The organism is Psychrobacillus soli (assembly GCF_006861775.1).
GTDB classification, from domain to species: domain Bacteria; phylum Bacillota; class Bacilli; order Bacillales_A; family Planococcaceae; genus Psychrobacillus; species Psychrobacillus soli.
Genome location: NZ_VDGG01000003.1, coordinates 125,355 through 140,146 on the forward strand (window position 1 = coordinate 125,355; position 14,792 = coordinate 140,146).

Consider the following 14,792-nt stretch of genomic DNA (forward strand, 5'->3'; position numbering starts at 1 on the left):
AGGAGGCGTAGATAGTATATGAAATCTTATTTTGCACGCCGAATACTGCAATTAGTTCCAGTATTAATAGGCATGTCTATTGTTGTTTTTTCAATCATACATGCAATTCCAGGAGATCCAGCAACCGTTATCTTGGGAGATCACGCAACCCCGGAAGCAGTGAAAGAACTTAGGACTGAGATGGGTTTAGACAAGCCGCTTATTTCACAGTACTTTGCATATGTAAAAAGCATAGTAACTGGGGATTTGGGAAACTCATTAAGAACTAAAAAGCCTATTCAGGAAGAAATTACTCCATACTTAGCAGCCACCATCGAATTGATGTTTGCGAGCATGATTATTGCTACAGTTATAGGTGTTAATGCGGGGATATTAGCTGCTTGGAAAAGGGCATCTTGGTTTGACAATATAGCTATGTTCATTGCGTTAGTTGGTGTTTCGATGCCTGTTTTTTGGTTAGGTTTGATGGAACAATGGATTTTCTCGGAAAAATTGAGTTGGTTACCATCAATCGGACGTTTTAACGCAAGGGAGCCGATAGAAGCAATTACTGGTTTATATATGGTTGACACAATTATTCAAGGAAATTGGGCAGGATTATGGGATGCTTTTAAGCATTTGATTTTACCGGGTTTAGCACTAGGAACTATACCTATGGCTATTATTGCAAGAATAACGAGATCGAGTATGTTAGAAGTATTAGAATCTGAATACGTTCGAACTGCACGGGCTAAAGGATTGTCAGAGATATGGGTACTTTATAAACATGCATTAAAAAATGCATTCGCTCCTGTACTAACTGTAATCGGTTTACAAGTGGGCCTTTTACTCGGTGGTGCAGTTTTGACTGAAACTATTTTTGGTTGGCCCGGCATTGGTCGATACATCTATGATGCTATTGGTTATAGAGATTATCCAGTTATACAATCAGGAATACTAATTATTTCTACCATTTTTGTATGTGTCAATTTAGTTGTTGACCTACTTTACGCGCGTTTAGACCCCCGTATTAATTATAAGTAAGGAGGAGGGAAGATGAAGAATTCATTACAAATAGTAGCGGAACCAGTAAAGGTAGTGGCGCCGAAAAAATCACTATGGATCGATGCTTGGAAGAGATTAAAGAAACAACGTTCTGCGATGATTGGGTTAACGATTGTTTTGTTCTTTATATTGCTAGGCGTATTCGCTCAATTTCTTACATCCCATCCGTATGATGGGTTTAATACAGACAAAATACTAATTTCTCCAAATTCAGAGCATTGGTTTGGAACAGACGACCAAGGAAGAGATATATTTAGTCGAATTTTATATGGTGCTAGAATTTCTCTTTGGATTGGTTTTTTCTCTGTAATTGGTTCCATAATAGTTGGATGTTATTTGGGGTTGATAGCTGGATTTTATGGTAAGTGGGTAGATACGATTATTTCACGCATGTTTGATATAATGCTAGCTTTTCCAAGTATCTTATTGGCAATCGCAATAGTAGCGGTACTAGGACCAAGTCTTTTTAATGCTTTAATAGCCATAGCGATAATAAACGTTCCAACGTATGGACGATTAATAAGGTCACGTGTGCTTAGTGTGAAAGAAGAAGAGTATATCATGTCCTCGAAATCGATTGGAATGTCTAATAGCCGTATTTTGTTTCAACATATTCTCCCAAATTGTATGACTCCTATTATTGTCCAAGGAACATTAGGAATAGCAACCGCTATTTTAGAAGCTGCTGCTTTAGGATTTCTCGGGTTAGGAGCACAACCAGGTGAGCCGGAATGGGGGAAGATGTTATCTGATTCTAGACAGTTTCTTACGGTAGCTCCATGGACTTTGTTGTTCCCAGGATTTGCTATTATGCTGACTGTAGTAGGGTTTAATATGTTTGGAGATGGTTTGCGTGATGCACTAGATCCGAAGACGAAATAATGAATGGAAAATGGAGATGAAATTGATGGGAACATCTTTAATAAGACCGTGGGTGCGATGGTATGGGGAGAGAGCATCATCAATACTTCTGCCAGAAAGCTCTATCTATACGCCTTTTAAAAATGCTGTTAATCGATTCTCCGACCATACTGCAATAATTTTTGAAGGCGAGTCGATCGATTACAAAACGTTAAAGAAGAAGGTTGATAAGCTAGCTGGAGCATGGAAAGAAATAGGTTTAAAAAAAGGCGATCGAATCGGACTGATGATGCACAACCACCCACTTTATATTGTAAGTTATTATGCTGCACAAGCACTAGGTGTTATTGTTGTCCAATTAAATCCAATGCATACATTCCGGGAAATGATGAAGATTGTAGTCCATTCACAGGTGCAATTTATAGTGTTTGACAAGAGTTCTTGGCCAACGATTGAAGCTATAAAAGAAGTATATTCGTTTAAACAATGCTTTTCTATTGAAGAAGACCTTGTTGAATATACTTCACTGCAGTACCTTATTGAAAATGGAAAGGAAATAAGTAAGCCCGAAGATATTAATCCACATGAAGACGTCGCTGTCATTCAATATACAGGAGGAACAATTGGAGAAATAAAAGGAGTTATGCTCACCCATTATAATCTTACTTCCAATGTAGTTCAAAGTGCTGAAATGTACAGAGAGAAGATGACACCTGGAGAAGAAATTATTCTGTCAGCTACTCAGCTTTGCCATATATATGCAATGACGAGTACGATGAATTTGGGTATTTACCTCGGAGCTACTATTCTATTATTTCCAAAGTTTCAAGTTCAGCCTATCTTAGATGCTATTGAGAAGTATCGACCGACCTATTTTCCAGGTGTAGCCGAAATGTATAATGCATTCATCAATTATTCAGGTATAGAAAAATACAATTTAAAGTGCTTAAATCATTGCTCTAGTGGTTCGTCTCCACTCCCTATTGAAGTAATTTTGCGTTTTGAAGAATTGACAGGAACGAAGATTGCTGAAGGTTTTGGTTTATCGGAGGCATCCCCCATAACTCATCGAAATCCGCCATTTGCTAAAAGGAAAATAGGTAGCTTTGGTATTCCGTTACCAGGGACAGATTGTATGATTATTGACGAGAATGATATGGAACTGGGACCGAATTGTGTCGGTGAGTTACTCATAAAAGGCCCGCAAATTATGAAAGGTTACTGGAATGACGAGGAGAAAACGAGAATAACTTTGCAGAATGGCTGGCTGTACACGGGAGATTTAGCAATGATGGATGAAGAAGGGTATTTCTATTTCGTAGGAAGAAAAAAAGACATGATTATAATTGGAGGTTTTAACATTTTTCCAAGAGAAATAGAGAGTGTCTTATACGAACATCCAGATATTCAAGAAGTTGCAGTAGTAAGTATTCCGCAGAGTGGATTAGATGATTTGTTGAAAGCATTTCTCGTGTCTAAAAAAGGGGTAACGATTGATATAAATGAAATAAAAGGATACTGCTATTCAAAGCTAACGCCTTACAAAATCCCTAAAGAGTTTGAAGTAATAGATGAGTTGCCTAGAAACAATGGAGGGAAGCTTTTGAAAAGACAACTTATTAAAAGTGAGCTAGAGAAAAATAGAAATTAATAAGAAGATCCAAATGGGAAGGAGGGAGTAACCATATTATATTCTAGCTATGAAAATATTGATGTGAAAATGGATAAAAGTATTTGCACTGTTACATTAATACGACCAGAAGTTAGAAATGCGCTCGGATTAGAGATGAGAAATGAGTTAACAAATTTTTTCACTAGTGTAAGAGATAATGATGAAGTGAAAGTTATTATTCTAACAGGTGAAGGGAAGGCTTTTTCTGCTGGCGGAGATCTAAGTGCATTAAAAACGGTTGGTGCAGTTTCAGGCAGAAGAAGATTGCAAGCAGGACATGAAATGATTCATTCTATACTAAACTTAGAAAAACCAGTTATTGCCGCAGTAAATGGGATAGCTGCTGGAGCAGGTGTTAGTCTAGCTTTGGCTTGTGACTATATTTTGGCAACTCATTCGACCTTGTTCATTCAAAGTTTTGTAAAAGTAGGATTGATACCCGATCTTGGATCTATTTATTTTCTACCAAGATTGATAGGACGACATCGAGCATTAGAGCTAATGTTTTCTGGTGAAAAGTTATCCTCTGTTGAAGCACATAAAATGGGGATCATAAACCGTATTGTTCCAGATGATTTACTTTTAAACGAAGCACATTCTATCGCCTCTTCATGGGCAGAAGGACCAGCAACTGCAATGGGGTTAACAAAAAAACTAATAAATAGAAGTATTTTAGCCGAAATTAATGAAACTTTTGAATTAGAAGGTTTTGCGCAAGGGATGTGTTTTGAATCTGATGATTTCAAAGAAGGTGTTAATGCTTTTTTTGAAAAACGGAAACCTCAATTTAAGCATTGAAAATTGCTAGTCTATACACATTTTTCATTAAAGGGGTGCTAATGAATGAATTTTGAATTGGATGAGGATTTGATCGTGCTAAAACGGCATGTTCGTGATTTTGTTCAAAATGAAGTAGAAAAAGTCGTTATGCAAATTGAAGAAGAAAACAAAATTCCCGAACATATTGTAGAGATGTCTAAAGAAATGGGCTTATTTGGATTAAGTATACCTGAAGAGTATGGTGGTCTTGGCATTGGAATGGTAGGAAAATGTGCATTATATGAGGAAATTGGTGCCACACATAATGGCTTTACTACATTGATCGGTGCTCATACTGGGATTGGAACAGTCGGTATTGTAGAAATGGGAAATGAAGAACAAAAGCAAAGATATTTACCAGACATGGCCTCAGGCAATAAGATTGGCGCATTTGCTTTAACTGAGCCAGATGCGGGGTCAAACGCGACGAATTTGAAAACTACGGCTGTTAAAAAAGGCGATCAATATATTTTGAATGGAACGAAGCATTATATAACTAACGCAACGGAAGCGGACATTTTTACCGTAATGGCAGTAACTGACCCTTCAAAAGGTGCGAAGGGTATTACTTCTTTTATTGTTGAAAAGGATTTTCCAGGCTTTTATGTTGGTGCAGTTGAGAGGAAAATGGGCTTACATGGTTCTCATTCGGCAGAAATTATAATGGATAATTGTGAAGTACCAGTTGAAAACGTACTAAGTAGCGAAGGACAGGGATATGTGAACGCTTTGAAAATCTTAACGAATGGACGTGCGGGTCTTGCGGCAAGAAATCTAGGTTCCTGTCAGAAGTTATTAGACTTATCCGTTTTGTATGCAAAAGAACGTGTCCAATTTCAAGTCCCAATTATCGAACATCAGGCGGTCGCACATATGTTAGCGGAGATTGCTGTTGAAATCGAAGCGCTTAGATCATTTACATATCGCGTAGCATGGATGGTTGATGAAGGACAAAAAGTTATTAAAGAAGCAGCAATGTTAAAGCTTTTTGGCTCGGAAGTATATAATCGTGTCGCCGATAAAGCATTGCAAATTCATGGTGGCATTGGCTATATTTCCGATTATCCAATCGAACGATTTTATCGCGATGCAAGAATTACTCGTATTTACGAAGGAACATCGGAAATTCAAAAGAACATCATTTCAGCCCAATTAAATAAAGAGTATTCTTAAAGGCGTTATTGGTATGAGGGAATGGGTAGTCTTTGACTAAGAAGTACGGCGGCCAATTGGCAGGTAAGGAGGAGCATTAAAAGAAATCAACTCAGATTTTTAGATTCACATGTAATTGAAAAGTTCTTGCAAAAAGCATTGCTATCTAATGGTGGTCAAGAAATAGCTATTAAAATTAAAAATTCACAAGTATTATAAAGATCAGGTTAATATTTCTGTTATGAATATAATTTTTTATAATCGAATGGTACAATAATATTGTCATTCATCATTGAATGAATAATTCGATAATAAGAGGAGTGTGTCAAATGGCTGTAGATATTTATCTTAATTTTAATGGGAATTGTCGTGAGGCTGCGGAGTTTTACGCAGAAGTTTTTAAAACGGAAAAACCACAAATTATGACTTTCGGTGAGGCACCGCAAGATCCAAATTATACTTTGCCAGAAGAAGCGAAAAGCTTAGTTATGCACACTCGACTAAACATTAACGGGAGTAATGTGATGTTTTCTGATACATTCCCAGGATCTCCTTTTATCTTAGGGAATAATATTAGCCTAGCGTTCGTTAGCAAAAATGAAGAAGAAATTCATGCAGCTTTTGAAGCACTTAAAGAAGGCGGAACAGTAACTATGGAGTTGCAAGAAACATTTTGGAGCAAATCCTACGGAGCGCTGAAAGACAAATTCGGAATCGAATGGCAATTTAGCCACGAAAGCAACGAATTAAAACAATAACAAAGTAAAATAAAAAGGCTGTTCAACAAAAAATGTTGGACAGCCTTTAACGTTGCGCAAATGGGTACAAAAGATGTGCGTATGCTCCTAAATGTTGCGAGTAACGTTCCAAACGTTGCGCGAAAGCCCTCGAACGTTGCGAGTAGCAGAAACGTTGCGCAAATGGGTCCGAACGTTGTGCGTATGCTCCTAAATGTTGCGAGTAACGTTCCAAACGTTGCGCGAATGCCCTAGAACATTGCGGGTAGCAGAAACGTTGCGCAAAATCCAAATCCTCAATAAAACAGTTTCCCAGGATTCAATATCCCCTTCGGATCAAACAAAGATTTCACAGATTTCATTAATTCGACAGCTTCTCCATGCTCAGCAACTTGGTATTTCATCTTACCTAAACCAACACCGTGTTCTCCTGTACATGTGCCGCCTAGCTCAATAGCTTTTAGCGCAATTTGTTCATTCGTATGTTCCGCTTTTTCTACTTCTACTGGATCATTCGGATCATACATGACGAGTGTATGGAAATTACCATCGCCTACGTGACCGAAAACACCACCAATAAGCCCGCTTTCTTCTAATAATTCACGTCCGAAAACAACCATTTCAGCTAGTTTTGAAATAGGAACGCATGAATCAGAGCCTGTTGATACTTTACCTTTTATATGTTTATAGGCATAAGCCATTTCGTGCCTTGCTTTCCATAAATCCGCTCTTTCTTTCGAGGAATTAGCGCGCTCCCAGTTATTGCAGCCTAACTCTTTCATTAACTCTTCTACAACTGTAGCTTCTTCCTCTACAATATTCGGTGCACCAGCGAACTCAAAAAATAGAGAGTGCTCTTCTGGGAATGAATAATCCCCGTATTCGTTCACTTGTTGAATACTTTCCGCATCCACAAGTTCCATGCGCATTACTTGAATACCGCTTGATAATACAGCTTGCGCAGCTTCAGCACATTCACCAGGAGTTTGAAATGTACATCTAGCAGCTAAAACTTTCTCTGGAATGCCGTGCAATTTCACGGTAATTTTCGTTATGACTCCAAGTGTTCCTTCTGATCCTGTGAATATCCCATTCAAATGATAGCCGGAAGAGGATTTTTTCGCTTTTGAACCTGTATGTATTACGGTACCGTTTGCAAGTACAACTTCCAAATCGAGCACCTGATCGCGCATCGAGCCATATCTCACTGCTGTTGTCCCGCTCGCATTTGTTGCGACCATTCCACCAATGGATGCATCTGCACCTGGGTCAATTGGAAAGTATAACCCATGTTTATTCACATATTCATTTAATTGAAGGCGAGTCATTCCAGGTCCAACGGTGATCATTAAATCTTCCGGTGAAAATTCGATTACTTTATTCATACGATCGAAGTTTAATGAAATCCCTTTATTAACTGGAATTGCTTGACCTTCTAAACCAGAGCCGGCACCAAATGGAGTAACCGCAATCCCGCTTTCATTGGCAAGTTGTAAGACTTTTACTACATCTTCTACATTTTCAGGGAAAACGACGAAATCTGGTTCCACATAAGGGTGGGAGGATTCATCTCTGCTATGTCGATAAAGCTCTGATTCACTTTGACTGACTTTATGTTGCCCAAATTGTTGAGTTAACATTTCCAATATTTCCATTACAAATCACCTTTCTTTTCAAAGATTCGAAATTTTATATTTACAAATACAATAGCATACTATATTATTCCTGTATACAGTATACAGAAGGGAGTGATTCAATTTGAAAAAAATTATGCAAAAAGAATCGCTTGCAGATCAAGCTTTTAACAATATTAAAGATGCAATCATTGCGGGTAAACTCGCACAACAAGAGGAGTTACCAGAAGAAAAGTTGGCTTCCGATTTAGGTATAAGTAGGACCCCCATTCGCGAAGCTTTAAAACGACTTGCAGCTGAGGGACTTGTTCAAATGCATAAAGCGAAACCAGCTACAGTTGCAACATTTACGAAAGACAATGCTTTGCATTATATGGAAATCAGGAAGCTATTAGAAATCCATAATATCGAGAAAAATGCAGATCAACTTTCTGAGCAAGTACTGTATGCATTAAATAAAAATTTGGAAGGACAATTAGAAGCAATAGAGGCCAATGATTACAATTCATTTATGGATTTCGATCGTGCATTTCATTTGCACCTTGCAAATATCGGAGACAATGTGAAATTAGCCGAGCTGATCAGCCAAATGAATACCGGGGTTAATAGGGCCTTTTTATTTCTATCCAACACACTACCTGTAAGTGCAAAAGACGCTTATGTGGAACATGTGAAAATTGTCCAAGCGCTCCAAAAGCGGGAAAAGGAGTTAGCCAAACAACTGATGATCATACATCTAGAAAACGTCGAAACAAGATTTTTAAATTACTATCCTGGGGAGGAAAAGAAATGAAGAAATTAGTGATATTATTACTAGTAACAATGTTAGCGCTTACAGCATGTGGAAGACCAACAGATAATACATCTAGTGCAAAAGGGGAAGAGCAAGAAGCATATACAATTCGTATTGCTTATTTAGTTTCAGAGGAACAATCGTCTCACTTAGCTGCAAAGACATATAAAGAAACACTTGAAAAAGAATCAAATGGTCGCTTAAAAGTAGAACTATATCCTAATGGACAGCTATATCCGTCTGACCGAGAAGCAATTGAAGCAGTTCAACTTGGAAACGTAGAAATGACGATTCCAGCTGTTGCACCATTAGCTTCTTTCAACAAGAAATTTATGGTATTCGACTTGCCGTTTCTATTTGATAACAATGAAGCAGCTTACCGTGCACTAGATGGAGAACTTGGACAACAACTATTAGCGGAGCTTGAGAATAACGATTTGAAAGGTCTAGTGTTTGCAGAAAATGGTTTCCGTCATATGTCTAACAACAACGGACCAATTCAAGGAACAGCAGACTTAAAAGGATTGAAATACCGTACACTTGAAAATCCAGTACACACAGATACGTTTAAAGCGTTTGGTGCAAATGCATCTCCATTCGCATTCGGTGAACTATATACAGCCCTTCAACAAAAAACATACGATGCGATGGAATCTCCAATTTCGCTTTACTATACGAACAAGTTTTATGAAGTTCAAGATTATTTAACTATGACTAGCCACGTATATGCGGCAACTATTTTGCTAATGAATAATGATTTCTATAATAGCTTACCAGCAGATTTACAAGAACTAGTTGTAAAAGCATCTGAAGAATACCGCACAGAACAACGAAAAATTGCGCAAGAACAAGATGTTGAATTCTTGAAAAATCTAGAAGAAAACGGTATGAAAATAAACGAATTGACAGATGAACAGCGCAATGAATTTAGAGAAGCAACTAAAACAGTTTACGATAAATATGTGCCAGAAATTGGGGAAGATTTAGTGAATATGGCGAAAGAAGCAAATCAACAATAAGCAAGTGAAATAAGGATGGGGGAAGTAGTGTGTTAAAGAAATTTTCAAAGTTTGAAGAAATACTACTCGTTTTGTCACTTGCGGTTATGGTAGCACTAATTTTTGGTCAAGTAGTCGGAAGAAAAGTTTTTGATTCTGCTCCTAGTTGGACGGAAGAGTTGGCGAGGTATATTCATATTTTTCAAGTATGGATTGGGGCAAGTTATGCAGTGAAATTAAGACAGCATATACGAGTGGAAGCGTTTATAACACGCTTCCACGGTGTGTTCCGTCAAATATTAGAAACGCTATCCATTATCGTTTGGTTCATCATGGCATTATTTCTTGCAGTATTTGGAACACAGCTCGTTTTAAGTAGTTTGGAACATGGACAGCTAGCTCCAGCTATGCAAATTCCAATTTGGATTCCATTTTTGGCAATTCCACTTGGTGGAGCTGGGATGGCAATTCGACTAATTGTTCAGCTAATAGAAGTATGGAAAGGTAATTATGAAAAACCTGCTGATGAGGAGATGATTGCATGACGGTAGCATTATTATTTGGTACGTTGTTCATTTGTTTACTAATTGGTGTTCCAATTGCTATCTCACTCGGAGTTTCTGCACTTGTTGCAATCTATTTTGGATCTACTTTACCGTTAGGTATTATTGCGCAAAAAGCATTTACGTCTTTGGATTCCTTTCCATTATTAGCCATACCTTTTTTCATGCTAGCAGGGGTGTTAATGAGTAAAGGTGGCGTATCGAAGCGATTACTAGATTTGGCTGCGGCAATGGTAGGATGGATAGTTGGAGGTCTTTCGTTAGTTACAGTAGTTGCTTCGATGTTTTTCGCGGCAATTTCTGGTTCTGGACCGGCAACAGTAGCGGCTATTGGTGGATTTATGATTCCAGAGATGAAAAATAAGAAGTATGACGGAGGATTCGCTGCTGCGGTATCTGCATCCGCAGGATCCATTGGTGTTATTATTCCGCCAAGTATTCCTTTTGTACTTTATGGGGTTATTGGAAGTGTTTCAGTAGGAAGTATGTTCTTGGCAGGTATCCTTCCAGGCATATTAATAGGGATAGGACTGATGCTTACTGCATATTTTATTGCGAAAAAGCGTGGATATAAATCAGAAACAAACACTACTTTTTCATTCAAGGATGTATTGAAAGCTACATATGATGCAAAATGGGCTCTTCTAATTCCAGTCATTATTTTAGGTGGTATTTACGGAGGAGTTTTCTCGCCTACAGAGGCTGCTGTAGTTGCAGTAGTATATTCATTAATCGTAGGTCTATATGTATACAAGGAGCTAACTTGGAAAACAGTTTTTGAGTGTTTCCGAGAAGCAGTTGTCATTAATGCTACAACGATGATTATTATTGGACTTTCTGTTTCGTTTGCCTATTTCATGACGTTAGAAAGAGTTCCAGATGATATTTCTTTGTTTTTAACAGAATTATCTACGAATCCAATTGTCATATTAATAGCTATTAATATTATACTATTAATAGTAGGTATGTTCATCGATACGATTTCTGCTCTTGTTATATTAACACCTATTTTATTGCCGATTGTTGTAGCAGTTGGAATTGACCCAATTCATTTTGGAGTTATTTTAGTAGCGAACTTGGCGATTGGATTTATCACACCGCCTCTTGGTGTAAACTTATTTGTAGCCTCAAGTGTTGGGAATGTAAAATTCGAAAAAATTGTAATGGCTATTATACCGTTCTTATTTTCGATGATTATTTGTTTAATCGTTATTACATTTGTGCCAAGCTTGACTTTATGGCTTCCAGGATTTTTTAAGTAATTAAGAAAGAAGGATAACAAGTTATGTCTCTAAGCATTAATCCGCGTGCCAAAGCGCTTGAAGTACCAGGTATCCGTCAGTTTGCTAATCAGTTAGTAAACTTTCCGGATGCTATCAATTTAACAATCGGTCAGCCTGACTTTCCGACACCTATTTCCGTAAAAGAGGCAGGAATCCGTGCAATTGAACAAAATTTAACAGGATATTCTCATAATGCTGGATTATTAGAGCTTAGAGAAGCAGTGAACAATTTCTTCTCTACTAAATATGGGTTTTCATATGATCCACAAAATGAGATTGTTATAACAAACGGTGCTAGTGAAGCAATTGACTCGATTTTCCGAACGATACTAGAAGAAGGGGATGAAGTTATTTTACCGGCGCCAATCTATTCTGGCTATGTACCTGTAATAGAATTATGTGGTGCAAAAGTTGTTTATTTAGATACGACGAAAACCGGACTTCAGCCATCCGCGAAGGAACTAGAAAAGTTGATTACGGAAAAAACAAAAGCAATTTTATTTAATAATCCTTCGAACCCAACAGGTGTAGTTATTGAGAAAGAAACAATGGATGAGCTAGTCCAAATGCTGAAGGATAAAGATGTATATATAATGACGGATGAAATCTACAGTGAAAATACGTTTGCAGGTGATCATATTTCGTTAGCTTCCTATAAGGAACTGCGAGAGAAGCTTTTTTATATTCATGGTGTTTCTAAATCTCATTCAATGACTGGGTGGCGAATAGGTTTCGTCATGGGTCCAGCGGTTATCTTGAAACAAGTCATGTTGATGCATTCGTATAACTCCATATGCGCTTCCTTGCCTGCTCAATATGCAGCGATCGAAGCGTTAACCAATGCAAAAGATACGCCAAAAGAAATGAATATTGAGTATGTGAAACGACGTGACTACGTATACAACCGTTTAGTTGAAATGGGATTGTCCGTAGAAAAACCAAATGGTGCATTTTATATTTTTCCTTCTATAAAAGGTTTTAGTATGAATTCTTTCGACTTTGCGACAAAGTTATTACACGAAGGTGGAGTTGCAGTTGTACCAGGAAGTACATTTACACCTTATGGAGAAGGATATATACGAATTTCTTACGCGTATTCCATGTCGGTACTTGTGGAAGGGTTAAATAGGCTAGAAGCATTTATACAAAAACTTTAAAAAGAAAAGACACTAGACAAGAGTATCACGTTTAGTGTCTTTTTTAGATTTGGTTGCTTTCTCAAGGAAACTGGTTGCTTCTGGTCTGTTATCACAAATGCATGAGTAAATATAAAGAAAAGGTAATACTAGTGTGTAGAAAGTTTTACCTGTTAAACCTCCAAAGTACCTTCCTATCCCTTTAAGAGGAAAAGCTCACTGAAATATGCTAATATAGGAGGATATATGAATACGAAGCTTGCAGGAGGAAATCTAATTGACTGTTACAAAACAAGCCTTCTCACTAAACTTTTCCTTATTATCAAAGTTTATAAATGAAGAAGAAAAAAATAAATATACAAATATAATTAGTATGATACATCAAGAAATGCACTCGCCCACAAGTAAAGACTGTGATGCATTAGGTTGGGTAGACCTTGCTATTAAACAAGATCAAAAAGAGATAGAGCAAATGCTGTCGGTTGCAAATGAAATACGAACGAAGTCAGCTGTATTAATTGTCATTGGAATTGGTGGTTCCTATTTAGGTGCTAAAGCAGTTCAAGACGCATTAACACCTTATTTCTCGAAAAAATCAGGTGAAACAGAAGTAATTTATGCAGGGCAGAATATGAGTGGAGCCTATATTAATCAATTACTTCAATATGTAGAAGACCGCGAAGTGTATGTAAATGTCATCTCGAAATCTGGAACAACGCTTGAACCTGCAATTTCATTTCGAGTTATTAAGTCTTATATGGAAAAACGCTACGGAGATGAGATAAAAAATCGAATTATTTTAACGACTGATCCTAAGAATGGCTTGTTAAGAAAGCTTGCCCAGGAAGAGGGATACAGAAGCTTTGAAGTTCCAGCCGAAGTAGGTGGACGTTTTTCAGTATTAACGCCAGTTGGGTTATTTCCTTTAGCGGCAGGTGGTATTGATATTCAAGCGTTATTAGATGGTGCTAAGCAAGCAACAAATGATTTAATGTTTTCCAATTACAAAGAAAACGAAGCTTATGAATATGCGTTATCGAGATATTTACTTGAGAAAAAAGGATATATTATCGAAATAATGGCTTCATTTGAACCTTCTTTACGTAATGTATTTGAGTGGTGGAAACAATTATTTGGTGAAAGTGAAGGGAAAGATGAAAAAGGGATTTTCCCTGTTTCTGTTACATATACAACCGATTTACATTCAATTGGTCAGTATATTCAAGCAGGAAAACGTCAAATCTTTGAAACGATTTTACATGTTCGCAATCAACAAGAGGATTGTACCATTCAATTGATGGAGAATAATTTTGATCAATTAAACTTCTTAGAAGATAAAACATTTCATGATATTAATACAATCGCGAAAAACAGTTCGATCTTAGCGCATTACGATGGAGGAGTCCCTGTTATCCAAGTAGAGATTGATAAGCTAGATGAATATCACCTAGGTTATTTATTATATTTCTTCGAAAAAGCATGCGCAATGAGTGCTTATTTATCTGGAGTGAATCCATTCGATCAACCAGGAGTAGAGTCATATAAAAATAATATTTTTGCCCTACTGAACAAGCCTGGGTATGAGTCTTTAAAAGAAGAATTGGAAGAAAGACTAACTGAGATTTTTGATTGAGTGTTATAGAAAACTAAAGGTCAGTACAATGGAAATCTCCTTTGTACTGACCTTTTATAAAGAAAAAATAAAGACATGCACAAAATGCTATCTCCAATAAAGTGGAGCATTTACTAGATAAAGCTAGTCTCGTTAAACCATTTATTGGAATGGAATCTCTTGTCCATCGCCATCTTACTCCTAGTAAACTCGTAATTTTAGAGATGGTTAATTTCAATAACTGATTAATTGCTCTTAACCATTTACAGCATACTTCCACAACGAAATACTACACTGTATATGTATAGAGATACTGCGTGGTAATGCGTCAACTAGTGACCGCTATGATTTCCGCTGCAGTCGAACGCTTTCCGCCGGGTGAGCGATGAGCCATCCCCGCCGCTTAGGCGTCGTAGGGATGTCTCATTTGCCCACTCATCCGGCAGGAGTCGTCGCCTACAGCGAAAATCAACGGAAATGGCTTACTT

Annotated in this window: 13 protein-coding genes; 12 read left to right on the forward strand and 1 reads right to left on the reverse strand. The window is 37.5% G+C overall.

Annotated features, from left to right (window positions below; genetic code table 11):
* The first annotated feature begins 18 nt into the window (after positions 1-18).
* From FG383_RS02485 to FG383_RS02510, 6 genes are all read left to right on the forward strand, one after another.
* Entirely contained in the window at positions 19-1,023 is a 1,005-nt protein-coding gene (locus FG383_RS02485) for an ABC transporter permease (RefSeq protein WP_142605261.1), read from the forward strand.
* 12 nt (positions 1,024-1,035) lie between these two features.
* Positions 1,036-1,926, forward strand: coding sequence for an ABC transporter permease (locus tag FG383_RS02490; protein WP_142605262.1), 891 nt, complete (start codon positions 1,036-1,038; stop codon positions 1,924-1,926).
* Between the two features lie 25 nt (positions 1,927-1,951).
* Entirely contained in the window at positions 1,952-3,556 is a 1,605-nt protein-coding gene (locus FG383_RS02495) for a long-chain-fatty-acid--CoA ligase (RefSeq protein ID WP_142605263.1), read from the forward strand.
* Between the two features lie 69 nt (positions 3,557-3,625).
* Positions 3,626-4,375 carry an enoyl-CoA hydratase/isomerase family protein gene (locus FG383_RS02500; protein ID WP_142605284.1) on the forward strand — a complete coding sequence of 250 codons (750 nt, stop codon included), beginning with the start codon at positions 3,626-3,628 and terminating at the stop codon, positions 4,373-4,375.
* A 45-nt stretch (positions 4,376-4,420) separates the two neighbouring features.
* Positions 4,421-5,569 (forward strand): acyl-CoA dehydrogenase family protein, encoded by a 1,149-nt coding sequence (locus FG383_RS02505; protein ID WP_142605264.1) that lies wholly within the window; start codon positions 4,421-4,423, stop codon positions 5,567-5,569.
* 308 nt (positions 5,570-5,877) lie between these two features.
* A complete protein-coding gene (locus FG383_RS02510; RefSeq protein WP_142605265.1) occupies positions 5,878-6,306 on the forward strand; it encodes a VOC family protein in 429 nt (142 codons plus the stop codon).
* A 275-nt stretch (positions 6,307-6,581) separates the two neighbouring features.
* Here FG383_RS02510 and FG383_RS02515 read toward each other — a convergent pair whose 3' ends face one another.
* Positions 6,582-7,940, reverse strand: coding sequence for an FAD-binding oxidoreductase (locus FG383_RS02515; RefSeq protein ID WP_142605266.1), 1,359 nt, complete (start codon positions 7,938-7,940; stop codon positions 6,582-6,584).
* 103 nt (positions 7,941-8,043) lie between these two features.
* Between FG383_RS02515 and FG383_RS02520 the strand changes: the two genes are divergently transcribed.
* The 6 genes from FG383_RS02520 to FG383_RS02545 all read left to right on the forward strand — a co-directional run bounded on the left by FG383_RS02520 (position 8,044) and on the right by FG383_RS02545 (position 14,325).
* A complete protein-coding gene (locus tag FG383_RS02520; protein ID WP_142605267.1) occupies positions 8,044-8,712 on the forward strand; it encodes a GntR family transcriptional regulator in 669 nt (222 codons plus the stop codon).
* Entirely contained in the window at positions 8,709-9,731 is a 1,023-nt protein-coding gene (locus tag FG383_RS02525) for a DctP family TRAP transporter solute-binding subunit (protein ID WP_142605268.1), read from the forward strand. Before FG383_RS02520 ends, FG383_RS02525 begins: the two co-directional genes overlap by 4 nt.
* A 29-nt stretch (positions 9,732-9,760) precedes the next feature.
* A complete protein-coding gene (locus tag FG383_RS02530; protein ID WP_142605269.1) occupies positions 9,761-10,255 on the forward strand; it encodes a TRAP transporter small permease in 495 nt (164 codons plus the stop codon).
* Positions 10,252-11,535, forward strand: a complete 1,284-nt coding sequence (locus FG383_RS02535) for a TRAP transporter large permease (RefSeq protein WP_142605270.1) — start codon at positions 10,252-10,254, stop codon at positions 11,533-11,535. Before FG383_RS02530 ends, FG383_RS02535 begins: the two co-directional genes overlap by 4 nt.
* 23 nt (positions 11,536-11,558) lie before the next feature.
* On the forward strand, positions 11,559-12,713 hold the full coding sequence (locus FG383_RS02540; RefSeq protein WP_142605271.1) for an aminotransferase class I/II-fold pyridoxal phosphate-dependent enzyme: 1,155 nt from the start codon (positions 11,559-11,561) through the stop codon (positions 12,711-12,713).
* A 256-nt stretch (positions 12,714-12,969) separates the two neighbouring features.
* The gene (locus FG383_RS02545; protein WP_142605272.1) at positions 12,970-14,325 is read left to right on the forward strand and encodes a glucose-6-phosphate isomerase; all 1,356 of its coding nucleotides are present in this window, start codon (positions 12,970-12,972) and stop codon (positions 14,323-14,325) included.
* Positions 14,326-14,792 lie beyond the last annotated feature (467 nt).